The organism is Kordiimonas marina (assembly GCF_023006325.1).
GTDB lineage: Bacteria > Pseudomonadota > Alphaproteobacteria > Sphingomonadales > Kordiimonadaceae > Kordiimonas > Kordiimonas marina.
Genome location: NZ_JAINDF010000002.1, coordinates 33012 through 48533, shown reverse-complemented (window position 1 = coordinate 48533; position 15522 = coordinate 33012). Strand labels below are relative to the sequence as shown.

9 protein-coding genes are annotated in these 15522 nt (G+C 60.3%); 5 read left to right on the top strand and 4 right to left on the bottom strand.

What is annotated here, in order from left to right; genetic code table 11:
- Positions 1-164: 164 nt before the first annotated feature.
- From K6118_RS03260 to K6118_RS03250, 3 genes are all read left to right on the top strand, one after another.
- On the top strand, positions 165-2780 hold the full coding sequence (locus tag K6118_RS03260) for a TonB-dependent receptor domain-containing protein (protein WP_247118788.1): 2616 nt from the start codon (positions 165-167) through the stop codon (positions 2778-2780).
- A 695-nt stretch (positions 2781-3475) separates the two neighbouring features.
- Entirely contained in the window at positions 3476-5983 is a 2508-nt protein-coding gene (locus K6118_RS03255; protein ID WP_247118787.1) for a TonB-dependent receptor, read from the top strand.
- Positions 5984-6160: 177 nt separating this feature from the next.
- Entirely contained in the window at positions 6161-7621 is a 1461-nt protein-coding gene (locus tag K6118_RS03250; RefSeq protein WP_247118786.1) for an inorganic phosphate transporter, read from the top strand.
- A 14-nt stretch (positions 7622-7635) separates the two neighbouring features.
- On the opposite strand, the gene K6118_RS03245 is transcribed toward K6118_RS03250, so the two are convergent.
- From K6118_RS03245 to K6118_RS03230, 4 genes are all read right to left on the bottom strand, one after another.
- Positions 7636-8811, bottom strand: a complete 1176-nt coding sequence (locus K6118_RS03245; RefSeq protein ID WP_247118785.1) for a Bcr/CflA family multidrug efflux MFS transporter — start codon at positions 8809-8811, stop codon at positions 7636-7638.
- An 84-nt stretch (positions 8812-8895) separates the two neighbouring features.
- Positions 8896-9684, bottom strand: coding sequence for an alpha/beta hydrolase (locus K6118_RS03240; RefSeq protein WP_247118784.1), 789 nt, complete (start codon positions 9682-9684; stop codon positions 8896-8898).
- A complete protein-coding gene (polA, locus tag K6118_RS03235; RefSeq protein ID WP_247118783.1) occupies positions 9666-12443 on the bottom strand; it encodes a DNA polymerase I in 2778 nt (925 codons plus the stop codon). The genes K6118_RS03240 and polA overlap by 19 nt, the downstream gene beginning before the upstream one ends.
- Before the next feature lie 87 nt (positions 12444-12530).
- Positions 12531-12725 (bottom strand): zinc-finger domain-containing protein, encoded by a 195-nt coding sequence (locus tag K6118_RS03230; RefSeq protein WP_247118782.1) that lies wholly within the window; start codon positions 12723-12725, stop codon positions 12531-12533.
- 135 nt (positions 12726-12860) lie between these two features.
- Between K6118_RS03230 and K6118_RS03225 the strand changes: the two genes are divergently transcribed.
- The gene (locus K6118_RS03225; protein ID WP_247118781.1) at positions 12861-13817 is read left to right on the top strand and encodes an ABC transporter ATP-binding protein; all 957 of its coding nucleotides are present in this window, start codon (positions 12861-12863) and stop codon (positions 13815-13817) included.
- The gene (gene nadB / locus K6118_RS03220) at positions 13814-15442 is read left to right on the top strand and encodes an L-aspartate oxidase (RefSeq protein ID WP_247118780.1); all 1629 of its coding nucleotides are present in this window, start codon (positions 13814-13816) and stop codon (positions 15440-15442) included. Before K6118_RS03225 ends, nadB begins: the two co-directional genes overlap by 4 nt.
- Positions 15443-15522 lie beyond the last annotated feature (80 nt).

The following is a 15522-nucleotide window of genomic DNA, read 5'->3' as shown; positions in this document are numbered from 1 at the left end:
TAACCCTTTATATCTGGGAAGGAAGATTAGCTGCTGTTAATTCCAGGGAGGGAAACATGCGTCATCATAGACTATTTAGAGCTACCGCTCTAACGACCGGCTGCCTTGGCCTACTTGCCACCAATGCAGCCTATGCCCAAGACAAGGCCGATACTTCGTCGAATATGCAAATCGAAGAAGTGGTGGTCACGGGTACCCACATCAAAGGGAAATCCCAATTTGACAGCCCATCACCGATTGCGGTGATCGGCGCAGACCAACTGAACAATATCGGTGCCAGTAACGTCGCCGATCTTGTTCAGACACTGACCATCAATACCGGGTCCCAGAACAACCCCGATGCCTTCACCCAGAACGGCACCACAGGGACCTCCAACTTCAACCTGCGTGGTTTGGGCGTGGCTTCCACGCTCGTGCTCCTCAATGGCCGCCGTCAGGTTGTCGGTGCCACCACCACCAACGACGGCATCGCCTTTGTCGACACCAGCTCGCTGGTGCCGCAGATCGCCGTGCAGCGTGTTGAAATCGTGAAAGACGGCGCCGCCGCCATTTACGGTACCGACGCCGTGGCTGGTGTGGTCAACTTCATCACCGACGACAGCTTCCAGGGCGTCCAGCTTTCGGGCAAGTGGCAGGGTGTGACCAACCAAGGCAGCCAGGACGACTATCTGGCTGAAGGTAAATTCGGTTTCGGCAATGACAACACCCATGTCATGGGTGCTTTCAGCTACTATAGCCGGACACCATTGACCACCGCGGAACGCCGCCTGAGCCAAACCAAGGACGACAGCTCCGTCCTCGGCAACCCGGGCGCCTACTATCTGCCGGGTGTTAATGCCTTCCTCGCAAGCCTCGGGGCTGGTGCGGCACCGGTGATCGACCCGACGGGTTGTGAATCCGCCGGCGGCCAGCGCAATGTCGGCCTGACGCTCTATCCGGGCTTCGACCTCGGCACCTGCGGCTTCGATTTCGGCAGCTACTATAACCTGGTACCGAAAGAGCACCGCACCCAGGCCTACCTGACTGTCAAACAGGATCTCGGTGACGGCCATACCCTGCGTCTTGAAGGCGGCTATGCCTACAATGACGCTATCCGGAACAACTCGCCGACGTTCCCGTATCTGCAACTCGCGAAAGCTGTCGTACCGGCTTACCATCCGGACTTCCCGGCCGCTTTCCTCAACTCGCCCTTCTGGGACCCGACGCACCCCTATGCCATCATGCTTGGCCGTGCGATCGGTAACGGCGGGACGGCGTCTCCGAACAAATTCTATTCGACCACCGCACGCTTCAATATCGACCTGACCGGTCCGCTCGGTGGCGACTGGACTTATGACGTCGCCTTCACCATGGCCGGCAACCATTACAACATCTTCACCAACGATGTTGTAACCGACCGCTTCCAGCGTGCCCTGATGGGTTACGGTGGTCGCAACTGTGATCGCAAGGCCGGCGTTCCGGGGCAGAATGGCTGCGAATTCTACAATCCGTTCGCAACCTCCTTCACCACGGCACCCAACAGCCAGAGCGTCATGGACTATATTATCGGTCGTCAGGAGATCCGCGGCATTTCGAAAACCCAGGTCTTCGATGCTGTAGCCTCCGGCACGGTCGGTCATACCGGTGCTGGCGATATCGGGCTTGCCATCGGGATGCAGGTCCGTGGTGAACAATGGAGCCGCGATTACGACAATTGCTCGAACCGCGACTGCTTTGCCTTCATCATCGGTAACCAGGACTTTGGCGACAACCGTACGGCTAAAGCCGTCTTCCTGGAAACCTCGGTTCCGCTGACCGAACAGCTAGATCTGTCGCTGGCAGCCCGCCATGAAAGCTATGGCGGCGGTATCGGCAGCACGACAAACCCGAAAGTGTCGCTGCTGTTCCACCCGAACGACAAGCTCTCGCTTCGCGGCAGCTATTCCACCAGCTTCCGGGCACCGAGCGTCTATCAGGTGTCGGGTACGGGCACGAGCCTGAACCAGGTTGTCGATCCGCTTGGCGGTACGGCCTTTGCTGCAATCCGCAGCTTCCTGCCGTCCACTGGCACGCGGGACCTGAAGCCGGAGAAAGGCCGCGCGCTCAACTTCGGTATCAGCTGGCAGCCGACCGATGGCCTTGACCTCAGCATCGACTATTGGAACTACACCTTCAAGGATGTGATCATTCAGGAAAACTACCAGTCGGTGGTGAATGATAACCCGACCGACCCGACCCGCGTTGTCCGCGCGTTCGGTACCTCGGGCAGCATCCTGATGGTCCTGGTCGACTATGTGAACGCGTCGAGCGTCAAGACCGATGGCTTCGACTTCTCGGCCAAATACCGCATGGCCGCCGGTAGCGGCACCTTCATGCCGTTTGTGGATGCGACCTATGTCAACAAGTATGACCTTGAAGACCCGCAGGCCGGTACGATCAGCGGTGCTGGCAACCGGAACTTCACCAACTTCGGCAGCCCGACCCCGCGCTGGCGGTCCAACTTCGGGGCGGCTTGGGTGAACGACGTTCACGACATCCGCTTCTACGTCCGTTACATGAGCGGCGTGACCGATGACCAGAACCCGGGTAGCCGTGTCGGCGCCATGACCACGGTCGATGCGCAATATACCCTGAACCTGGGTGGCCTGATGGAATCGCTTCAGGGCACCAGCCTGCAGGTCGGCGTGATCAACGCGTTCGACAAAGCCCCGCCGTATGTTTCGACCAACGGTGGCTTTGAATCGAAGCTGCATGACCCGCGTGGCCGTATGGCTTATGTGAAGCTGACCACCAGCTTCTAAGCCGGGTAAAAAAACGATCGGAAAGGGCGGCGCGAGCCGCCCTTTTTTTATGCCCCGACGCCATACGACACACCCCGACGCAGGACCCGACGCAGCATCACCAGAAACGCCAAACCCGCCCAAAAGGGACATTGGCGGCCCCCCGGCTCATCGATAGATTATTTTCACGAATATTTTTTCTCAGGCCTATCTTTCGCGCAAACCGAAACCAGCGATTCTCTGTGACGTTACGGAACTCTGGCCTCCGCGTTATAGTGTACCGATTTTTTACCAGCCATGGCTGTGGTTGGGGGGTAACACCTACCCGGCAAATCTTGAAAATAACCTTGTGATCCGCTTGACGTTTACGGAAAGAGGCGGGCAATATTCGGCTAAATCGCGACCCTGGCCTCTACCAGCCAAGCGCGATTTCAGGGAGCAAGGGAGGAAAGGTGAATCCGCGTCGGAAGACCATGGTCGGTTTTAGCGTCGTCCGGCAGGCATTCATCCCCCATCTGTTGACCCCCATGAAATAGTCAGACGTCCGGATAAGTCTGCGATGCTGCCCTATGTCAGTCCTGCCCGGGGATGAGCGACCGTTCATTCATGACAGGCGGCACCGATGCAGAATTTCCGGGGAGGGAAAAATGGGAAGGACCATCATGAAAAAGTACGGACAACAAGTTTGGCGTAACCGTCTGATGCTTGGAGCCGCCATGGCTACTGTCATGGGTGCCAGCGTATCGGTAATGGCGCAGGACACCCAGTCGACCAAAAAGGACAAGGCCGGTTTCGGCCTTGAAGAAATCGTCGTAACCGCACAGAAGCGGGAAGCAACCCTGCTTGAGACCCCGGTTGCCGTTTCAGCGCTCACCGGCGCGAGCATGGAGAAGGCGCAGATCCGCGACCTGACCGCCATGCAGACGCTGATGCCGAGCCTGGCTGTAACCCAGCGTGCTTCGGCCTCGAACACGTCCTTCTCGATCCGCGGTATCGGATCTTCCACCTTCAACTTCGGTATCGAGCCGGCTGTCGGCGTTTTCGTTGACGGCGTTTACCGCTCCCGGAACGGCGCCTCGGTCAACGACTTCCTCGGCATCCAGCGCGTGGAAGTGCTGCGGGGCCCGCAGTCGACCCTTTTCGGCAAGAACACCTCGGCTGGCGTGATCAACATCATTACCCAGGAACCGACCTACGAGCCGTTCGTCGAAGGCGAGTTCACCTATGGCAACTATAACGCCACCGTTGCCAAGGCGGCTGTGAACCTGCCGGCCATCGAAGACAAGCTGGCCTTCCGCCTCGACGCCAACCTCAACAAGCGCGACGGCATCTTCACCAACGATGACGGCCGCAAGCTGAATGAGCGCAACCGGTATGGCCTCCGCGGCCAGATGCTGTTCGAGCCGAACGACCGCACCAAGCTGCGCATTATCGCCGACTATAACAAGCTTGATGAAGAATGCTGCGCCGCCCCCTTCTATCTGGTGACCGACGCAACCCAACAGGTTCTGACCGTCATGGGGTCCAAGGTACAGGGCGCCCATCCGTTCAGCGGCAACACCCACATCAACGGCGCCGTCAAAGGCAATGTTGAAAACTGGGGGGTTTCCGGCCAGCTGGACCTGGACTTCGATACCTTCAGCGTCACCTCGATCACGGCTTACCGCGATTATAAGGAAAAGCAGAATATCGATGCCGACTTCTCGGACCTGCAGCTGAACAAGTACCGCACGCTCGACCAGTCCTACAACACCTTCACCCAGGAACTGCGCGTTACCTCCAAAACCTCGGGCCCGATCGACTGGATGGCCGGCGTTTACTATTACAAGCAGAACCTGAGCGCCAATAACTCCACGGTACAGGGCGCCGCCCTGCGGCCGTTCGCCGACCTCCTGACCGGCAACGCCATCACCAACCTGGAAGCCGGCCTTGGCCTGCCGTCCGGCACCTTCCTTGCTGATGGGTCCGGCCAGCTCAAGGGCCTCTTCAACCAGGACAACCAGTCCTATTCGGGCTTTGTCCAGCTTGACTGGCACCTCAATGACAAGCTGACCCTGACCGGCGGCCTGCGCTACACCAGTGAGAAAAAGTCGATGGTGTCGGATATCGTCATCAACGACCCGTTTGCCGCGCTCAACATGATCGACCTGTGGGCACCGGTCTTCGCCGGTGGCGTCCAGGCGCAACTGACCGCAGCCGGGTATCCGGCGGCTTACGTCCAGGCGGCCACCGCCCAGGCCTATGCCAACGCGGCAGCTGTGAAGACCGTTCAGTCCGGCGGCCCGCAAACCGATCCGCTGACGCCGACCTACAACCCGCTTCTGGGCCTGACGGCGCTGCAATTCTTCCCGCCGGCATCGAATGTTGACGACAGCTTCACCGACAATGAACTGTCCGGCAACCTCATCGCCAACTATGAGATGAGCGATCAGGTCACCATGTACGCAAGCTACAGCCGCGGCTTCAAAGCTGGCGGTTATGCGCTCGACAGTGCCGCTGTCCGCGTCGGCAGCTTCAAGTTCAACAAGGAAGTCACCACTTCCTACGAACTCGGCATGAAAGCCCGCCTGATGGACCGCCGGATGAGCCTGGACTTCGCGCTCTTCGATGAGAAGATCAAAGGCTTCCAGGAAAACATCTTCACCGGGTCGTCCTTCGTGCCCGGTAACGTGGACGCTGCGGTACAAGGCCTTGAATTCGACGGCAAGTTCCAGGCAACGCCTGAACTGCTGCTGACCGCCGGCTTCACCTGGCTGTGGAAAGCGGAATACCAGAACTACACCAACGGCCCGTGCCCGGCCTACAACACCGAAGGCTGTACCTTCGTTGCCAACGACCAGGGTGTGGTTCGTCCGGTTCAGGACCTCTCGGGCGTCCGCCTGTCGGAAGTTCCGAAATTCACCGGCAACGTCACGGCGACCTATTCCCAGCCGATCAATGACGATCTGGAATATTTCGTCCGCGGCGAGCTCTACTATAAAGGCGACCAGCGCCTGTCGGTCGCACAGGATGCCCGCCAGAAGCAGAATGCCTACGCCCTTGTCGGCGCAAGCTTCGGCCTCGGCCGTCAGGACCAGAACTGGAGCCTGCAACTGTGGGCCCGCAACCTCCTCAATGAACACTATGTGCTCGACACGTTCGATTCGACCATTCCGGGCGGCAGCCTGAATGCCTACATCGGCGACCCGCGCACCTACGGTGTTACGCTCCGGGTCAAATACTAAGACCCGCAGACAAGATCTGGAGAAGGGCGGCTTTGGCCGCCCTTTTTCTTTGGCTCCCGGAAACCCCGGTCACACAGCACCTGCACCCCCGAAGGTCGACATTATTACATATTTATGACAGCCTGTTGCTGAGGGCGGTCTGTTGGGCGATCGCCCATCAGAAATAGGGGGGAAGGCATGTCTATTGAGCCGCACAAGGTTGATGTAGACCTCAAGAAGGTGCAGAGCTTCCGGGCCGGGCTGGCGAAAGAGCATCAATCACTGACCAATCTCGGGATGGCGATCATCTTTCTGGTGCTCGTGCTTCTCTATGCGGCCTTCGCGCAGGGCAATGGCCACCTTGGGATGTTCGTGGTCGCCGCGGCGGTCGTCGGCGCCTATATGGCGATGAATATCGGTGCCAACGATGTCGCCAACAATATCGGACCGGCGGTCGGGTCGCGCGCCATGACCATGGTCGGCGCCCTGATCATTGCCGCCATTTTCGAGGCCAGTGGCGCCCTGATCGCGGGCGGTGACGTGGTCTCCACCATCCAGAAAGGCATCATCGACCCCAAAGGGGTGGAAGATAAGATGGTCTTCATCTGGGCCATGATGTCTGCGCTGCTGGCAGCCGCCCTGTGGCTCAATCTCGCCACCTGGTTCGGGGCACCGGTTTCCACCACCCATTCCATCGTCGGCGGTGTGGTCGGCGCCGGTATCGCGGCTGCCGGGGCGTCCAGCGTCGACTGGGTGAAGATGGGGGCGATTGTCGCAAGCTGGGTGATCTCACCCCTGATGGGCGGCCTGATCGCCGCCGGGTTCCTCCTCTTTATCAAGAAGATGATCCTGTTCAAGGAAGACAAGCTCGCCGCCTCACGCACCTGGGTGCCGGTGCTTGTCGCCATCATGACCGGCGCCTTCGCCATGTATCTGGTGATGAAGGGCCTTAAGCATATCTGGCACGCGGGTCCCGGGATGTTGTGGCTGATCGCCCTGGGAACGGCCGCCATCACCTGGGTCATCACCCGTCCGGTCATCGCCGGAGCCTGCCGTGGCCTTGAAAACCGCCGCAAGTCGGTCGCGACGCTATTCACCATTCCGCTCATCGGATCGGCAGCCTTGCTGTCCTTCGCCCACGGCGCCAACGATGTCGCCAACGCGGTCGGACCGCTGGCCGCTATCGTGACCGCCGCCACTGGCACCGTGGCAGGCACGGCCAAGATCGCCCTGCCCTTCTGGGTGATGGTCATCGGCGCGCTTGGTATCTCGATCGGCCTGATGCTATTCGGCCCGAAGCTGATCCGCACGGTCGGCGAGAAGATCACCAAGCTCAATCAGATGCGCGCCTTCTGCGTGGCCTTGTCCGCCGCGATCACGGTTATCGCAGCCAGCTGGCTGGGACTGCCCGTTTCCTCCACCCACATTGCCGTGGGCGGTGTTTTCGGGGTTGGCTTCCTGCGGGAATATCTGAGCAACAACAGCAATGGCAACACCAAGAAGCTGTCACCCAATGTGGCCCGCACGCGTGAACGGCGCCGCCTGGTCAGACGGCGCGAGCTTCTCACCATCGTGGCCGCCTGGGTGATAACCGTGCCGGTCTCGGCCCTGGTATCAGCCGCACTGTACCTGGCGCTGTACCACACGTTTGAAGGCTAGGCTGGACCGTCTTTTCAGGCCACCGTACGCCGACGGGAAATAACGAACGCGCCTGTGCCGCATACCCCCATGACCAGCATAAGCGGCACCGGGGACGTGGCATGGATGAGGCCAATGAGGCCGGATGACACGAACGCCGCCGAGAATTGCAACGACCCGGCCAGCGCGGACGCGGCACCCGCCCGTCCGCCTTCTTCCGCAAGCGCGCCGGCAAGGGCGTTCGGCATCACCATGCCAAGGGAGGCGACATAGGCGAACAGAAGCAGCGCCACGCCCACAAGCCCGAAATTGAAAATCGTCCCGGCAATCAGCCCCAGCCCCGCAAACAGGATCACCGAGAATGCGACCCGGAGGATGCGGTTGAAATCATGGTGCTTGAGAAGATAGCGGTTGAGCTGGCTGAAGCCGATGAGACCAACAGCGTTCAAGCCGAAAATCAGGCCGAAATGTTCGGGCGCAACGCCGAAATAATCGATCAGGACGTAAGGGCTGCCGGTAATATAGGCGAACATGCCCGCCTGAGCGCACGCCCCGGCAAGCGCATAGTGGCGGAAGCCTGGGTTCCTGAGGATATCCAAGTAGGTATGGAATACCTTGGTCAGCCGGACCGACCGGTTGGGTGCCTGTGTTTCCGGCAACAGGACCAACACGGCCACAAGGCATAGAAGCGCCGCCGCCATGATGAAATAAAACACCGAGGGCCAGCCGAAAAAGCGGCTGAGGATGCTCCCCGCGGCAGGCGCCAGGATCGGCGCAAGCCCCATCACCAGCATAAGCAGCGAGAAAAACCGCGCCGCCTCATGGTGATCGAACATGTCCCGCACCATCGCCCGGGCGATCACCGTGCCTGCGCAGATGCCCAACGCCTGCACAAAACGGAACCCGATGAAAGAACCGATATCCGGCGTCACCGCGCACAGGAAAGAAGCAAGCGCTGCCAGAAGCAGCCCACCCATCAGCGGCAGCTTGCGCCCGAACCGGTCGGACAATGGCCCAAAGAAAAGCTGGCCCGTGGCGATCCCGATAAAGAACAGCGTCAGCGACAGCTCCACATGCGACATATCGGTCTTGAGGTCCGCCGCAATCGCCGGGAACGTGGACAGGTACATGTCGACCGACAAGGGCGTAAGCGCGGTTACGCTGCCAAGGATAAGCACGACCCTGAGGGTCTGGTTTTTATGAGGCAGCATGGGCGAGGTTCCGGGCGTTGGCGATGGGCGGAAATGCGGATAGCTATTCTCCGCTTACCACGGCAGACACGCGTTCCTCAAGTCTCAGCCGGTTTTCGCCGTCCCGTAGAAGGTGGTGAGCACGTCATCAATGAGCGGGCGCCAGTTGGCCCATTCGTGGCCGTACGGCACCTCTTTGTAGGTGACATCATAGCCTTTCTTTACGAGCAGCTTATGGAAACGGCGCACGGCGCTGGTGTTGTCCTTCTTCTTGCCCACGCTCAGGAACATGCGCACGAGCTGGACAGGGTTGTTCTTATAAAGACCCATCAGAAGTTTCACATGCTTGTCGCTCGCGGGTGACTGCATGGCGATCTTGCCGAAGACGGACGGCACCATCAGGCCGAAGCAGCCGGCATTAAGCCCGCCAAACGATAGCCCCATGATCAGCCTATGGTCCCGGTTCGCAAGCGCGGCGAAATGCGCTTCGACCGTCGGCACCAATTCACCCGCGAAGAAGTTCGCATAGGCCTGATTGCACATGAACTGGTCGTTCCGTCGGTTCTCAGCGGGTTTGTCCGGGTTGCGGGCGTCGACAAACACAGCCATCACCGGGGTGATGACGTGGGATGCGATCATCCTGTCCAGGGTTTCTTTGAACCCACCGTCCTTCAGGTACCACTGGCCGTCGGTGACATAGACGGTGGGAAGCGGGGCCTTGGCGGCCACGCCTTCAGGCCGGTAGACCCGATATTGCAGCGCATAGCCGAGGATTTTGCTATCGATCCGGATATTGTCGCTGAGCACGCCGCCAGCCCACGCCGCTGGTGTAGTTACCAGGAGCAGAAGACAGATAAGAGCGGCTTTCAGGTGGCTCAGTGCGCTTCTTCCCAATCCTTACCGATACCGCAGTCTACGATAAGCGGGACCGTAAGCTCAAGCGCCGGGGCGCAGGCGTTGGCCATGGTCTCCCGGATCACGGGCACAGCCTTCTCGGCCAGGCCTTCGGGGGCTTCGAACACCAGTTCATCGTGCACCTGCAGAAGCATACGGACATCCGTGAGCCCCGCGTCTTCGAGCGCTGCGGGCATATGGATCATCGCGCGGCGGATGACATCCGCGGCCGTGCCCTGAATCGGCGCGTTGATCGCGGCGCGTTCGCCGAAGCCGCGCTTCATCGGGTTCTTGTCGGTGAGCGCCTTGATATGGCATTTGCGGCCAAAGAGCGTGCTGACGTAGCCCTTCTCCTTCGCGCCGTCGACCGTTTCGGTCATATAGTGGCGGATGCCGGGGAAGCGCTCGAAATAAGCGTCGATATAGCCCTGGGCGTCACCGCGGCTGATGCCAAGCTGACGCGCGAGCCCGAAGGCCGAAATGCCGTAGATGATGCCGAAGTTGATCGCCTTGGCCTGCCTGCGCACCATCGGGTCCATGCCTTCAACCGGCACGCCGAACACCTCGGACGCCGTCATGGCGTGAATGTCGGTGCCTTTCTCGAACGCTTCCTTGAGCGCGTCGATCCCGGCGATATGGGCGAGGATGCGAAGTTCGATCTGGCTATAGTCGGCCGCGATCAGCACATTGCCCTTCTCGGCGATGAAGGCCTTCCTGATCTTGCGGCCTTCTTCGGTCCGGATCGGGATATTCTGCAGGTTCGGGTCGTTGGAGGACAGCCGCCCCGTGGTGGTGGCCGCCAAGTGATAGCTCGTGTGCACCCGGCCCGTGCGGTCATTGACCTGGGCGACCAGCGCGTCCGTGTAGGTGCTTTTGAGCTTGGCGAACTGTCGAAACTGCAACACCTTCGCGGGCAGTTCGTGGCCTTCGTTCGCCAGCCCTTCCAGCACCTCGGCGTCGGTGGTCCAGGCGCCGGTTTTGGAGGATTTCTTGCCGCCCTTGAGGCCCATATCCTCAAACAGGATTTCGCCAAGCTGTTTGGGTGACGCCACATTGAACGGGCGGCCCGCCAGTTTCTGGATTTCCTCGTCCAGTTTCTGGATACCGGTCGCGAACTCATTCGACAGCCGGTTCAGCTCTGCCACATCCACCTTGATGCCCGCACGTTCCATCGCCGAGAGGACCGGCACCAGGGGACGCTCCAGCGTTTCATAAACGGTCGTCACCTGCTCAGGCGCCAGCCTTGGCTTCAGGATGCGGTAGAGCCGCCCGGTGATATCCGCGTCCTCGGCGGCATAGTCGGTGGCTTTATCGAGCGGGACCTGATCGAAGGTGATCTGCTTCTTGCCGGTGCCCGCTACGTCCTTGAACGGGATCGGCGTAATGTCCAGATGCAGGCTTGAAAGCTCATCCATGCCGTGGCCGTGCAGGCCCGCGTCGAGCGCATAGGACATCAGCATGGTGTCGTCGATCGGGTGAAGGTCGATGCCTTCGCGCGCGAGGATCGACATATCATATTTAAGGTTCTGACCGATCTTCAGGACCGCAGGGTCTTCAAGGAGCGGCTTCAGCGCGGCAAGGGCCTCAGCCTTATCGATCTGCTTGGGCTTTTCAGCGAGCAGGTCCCCGCCCATCACACCGTGGCCGACCGGGATATAGCAGGCCTTGCCGGGCTCGATGGAAAGCGACACGCCGACGAGGTCAGCCTTCGAGGTGTTGAGACCGGTGGTTTCGGTATCGACCGCCACCTGCCCCGCCTCGGTCGCTGCCTTTATCCAGCCCTTGAGCGCGTCCATGTCGGTCACGCACACATACTCGGTCTTCTCAACCGTCACGGCGTCGCTGACCGGGTCGGTGGCGGCGAGGTCATGGCCATAGTGATGGTTGACCTTGACCTTCAAGGAGCGGAACTGCTGCGCGTCCAGGAACGCCTGCAGGGGGCCGGCTTCCGGTTCATGCACCGTGAAGTCATCGAGCCCGACCTCAACCGGCGCATCCTTGGCGAGGCGCACCAGCTCGCGGCTGATGCGCGCCATCTCGGCATGTTCGATCAGGCTTTCGCGCCGCTTCGGCTGCTTGATCTCACCCGCGCGGGCAAGAAGCGTGTCGAGGTCGCCATATTCATTGATGAGCTGGGCCGCGGTCTTGATGCCGATCCCCGGCACACCGGGCACGTTATCGACACTGTCACCCGCCAGCGACTGAACATCGACCACCTTGTCCGGCGTCACGCCGAACTTGGCCTCCACGCCGTCATAACCGATGCGAACGTTCTTCATGCTGTCGAACAGCTCGGTATCGTCATCGATAAGCTGCATCAGGTCCTTGTCGGAACTGACGATCGTCACCTTCCAGCCGCGCTTGCGCGCCTCGGCCGCGTAGGTCGCGATCAGGTCATCGGCTTCATAGCCTTCAAGTTCGATCGACGGCACCCCGAAGGCGACCACAGCGTCACGAATCAGGCTGAACTGGGGGACGAGGTCCTCGGGCGCAGGCGGCCGATGGGCCTTATAGTCCGCATAAATATCATTACGGAAATTCTTGCGCGCGGCATCGAAGATCACCGCCAGGTGGGTCGGCTTTTCATTCTCGCCCAGGTCCTGCAACAGCTTGAACAGCATGTTGGAGAAACCGTACACCGCATTCACCGGCGTACCGTCCTTGCGCGTCATCGGCGGCAGGGCATGATAGGCCCGGAAGATGAAACCGGAACCGTCAACGAGATAGATGTGTTTTTGGCCGTCCGCTGGCTCAGACATGGGGATCCCCCTGTTTCGCCCGCGGTGCGCGGACCTATGCAACACCCCGGCTGGTCACATGGATCCCGCCGGGGTGCTAACCTGGTGTTACTTGCTTTTGGCTGCGGTCTTGTCCGACGGGCCGCCTTGCAAAATATACAGGCGGTCACAATATGGGCATTCGACCTTGCCTTCTTCGTCCATGGTCAGGAACACACGCGGGTGGCCGAGCGGGCCTTCGTCCCCGTCACAGGAAACTTTACGTGTGTCGACAATTTTGATTTCTGGTGCTTCAACGCTCATGGCACTAATCTCTGATACTGTTAGGATTGGACCCTATATAACGAAGGCAGGAAGAGCCGACAAGCGGTGAGACAGAACCGCACGAAGGCTCCTGACAAAAGCGGCGGCCGGTAACCAGTACGGAAGGAATGGCGTGTGAGTGAAAATGCAATTGAAATCAAAGGCTTGAAGAAGGTCTACAAGGGTCGGCACGGGTCCCCGGACAAGCTGGCACTCAAGGGCATCGACCTCAATATCCCGCAAGGGTCCATGTTCGGCCTTCTGGGCCCGAACGGCGCCGGGAAATCCACCACCATCAATATCCTCGCAGGCCTTGTGAATAAAACCGAGGGCAGCGCCAAAATCTGGGGCTTCGATATCGACGAAAACCCCAGGAACGCGCGCGCCAATATCGGCATCGTGCCGCAGGAACTGATGTTCGATGCCTTCTTCACCCCGCGTGAGATGCTCGAGGTGCAGGCCGGCATGTATGGCGTCCCGCCGGAGGAACGCCGCACCGAGGACCTCCTGAAGGCCGTGCATCTGCTGCCGCAGGCGGATGCCTATTCGCGCACCCTGTCAGGCGGCATGAAACGCCGCCTCTTGGTCGCCAAAGCCATGGTGCATAACCCGCCGATCCTGGTGCTGGATGAACCCACCGCCGGCGTCGATATCGAGCTTCGCCAGCAACTGTGGGACTATGTGCGCGAGCTTCATGCCCGCGGCACCACCATCGTGCTGACCACCCACTATCTCGAAGAAGCCGAGGAGCTTTGCGACACCATCGCCATCATCAACCATGGGGAACTGGTGGCGTGCGAGCCGACCAAGCAGCTTCTGAAGCGCGTGGATGAGAAGCAGGTGATCATCGAGCTCACCGAAAAACTGACCGCCGTCCCCGAAGCCCTGTCGGCGTTTTCGACCGAGCTCTTGGAAGACAACCGGCTTGCGGTTAAAATCAACCAGGCCAACGCCAACGTCGGCCAGGTTCTCGCCGCCGTGCAGGACGCCGGTCTCACGATCCTGGATATCTCCACGCAGGAGACCGACCTCGAAGATATCTTCCTGCAGCTCACCAGCAGCAAAAACAAGGATGGACAGGAAGCAGCATGAGACGCACCTATGATGTCGTCATCGTCGGCAGCGGCGCCGCAGGGCTGACCGCGGCCCTCAAGCTCGCGCCGCATATGCGCGTTGCGGTGCTGTCGAAAGGCGAAATGGCCGCGGGGTCAACCCGCTGGGCACAGGGCGGCATCGCCGCCGTGCTCGAGGCTACCGATTCGATCCAGTCCCACATCGACGACACGCTGATCGCGGGCGCCGGTCTCTGCCACGAAGACGCCGTGCGTTATGTGGTTGAACGCGGGCGTGAGGCGATCGAGAAGCTGATCAACCTCGGTGTCGAGTTCGACAAGGCCGACACCCGCCACGAAGACGGCTACGACTACCACCTGACCCGCGAAGGCGGCCACAGCCACCGGCGCATCATCCATGCCGCCGACGCCACCGGCCGCGCGGTGCAAAAAACCCTCAATGAGCAGGTGATGCATGAACCCAACATCGACGTCTATGAGAACCATATGGCGATCGACATCATTACCAACCGCCACCTGAAGAACAAGGCCGCCTATACCGACCAGGCGCACGGCGTTTACGTGCTCAATCTGGATAAGGGCCAGGTAGAGACCTTCTCCGCCCGCGCGACCATCCTGGCAACAGGCGGCGCGAGCCGGGTGTATCTCTATAGCTCGAACCCCGATGCCTCCACCGGTGACGGCATCGCCATGGCGTGGCGGGCGGGTTGCCGGGTCACCAACATGGAATTCAACCAGTTCCACCCGACGTGCCTTTATCACCCCGACGCCAAGACCTTCCTGATCACCGAAGCGATGCGCGGCGAGGGCGCGGTTCTACGCGGCAAGGACGGCAAACGCTTCATGCCCGGCTATGACAAACGCGAGGAACTTGCGCCGCGTGACATTGTCGCCCGCGCGATCGACAGCGAGATGAAACGCACGGGTCAGGACTGCGTCTATCTGGATATCACCCACAAGGATGCCGATTTCGTTATCTCCCACTTCCCGACCATCTACCGCCACTGCCTGACGCTCGGGATCGACATCACCAAGGATATGATTCCGGTGGTACCGGCGGCGCACTATACCTGCGGCGGCGTCGACGTGGACTTCTCAGCCCGCACCGGGCTCGACCGCCTCTATGCCGTCGGCGAATGCGCCCACACCGGCCTTCACGGCGCCAACCGCATGGCCTCCAACAGCCTGCTCGAGTGCCTGGTGACCGGCAATGCCGCCGCCGATGATATCCTCGCCCGGCTTGATGACATGATCGGCCCCGCCACCGCACGGGACTGGGATGAAAGCCAGGTCACCGATTCGGATGAGGAAGTTGTGGTCACCCACAACTGGAAGGAACTTCGCCGTTTCATGTGGGACTATGTCGGCATCGTCCGCACCGACAAGCGGCTGGCGCGTGCCAAACACCGCATCGACCTGCTCCAGAGCGAGATCCTGGAATATTACGGCAACTTCCGCGTGACCGCCGACCTTCTGGAACTGAGGAACCTCGTCACGGTCGCGGACCTGATCGTCCGCTCGGCGCAGATGCGCAAGGAATCACGCGGGCTCCATTATACCGCCGACTACCCGGAAACCGCGGAAGTCGCGCGCGACACCACGCTGATCCCGTTCGGGCGCGCAGTATCCGACCGCGTCGCCTGATCGCACCGGCCATCACCCAACCTAGCAGAAAAGGCCGCCCCGAATTGGAGCGGCCTTTTCTTCAAACAATATGCCGACAG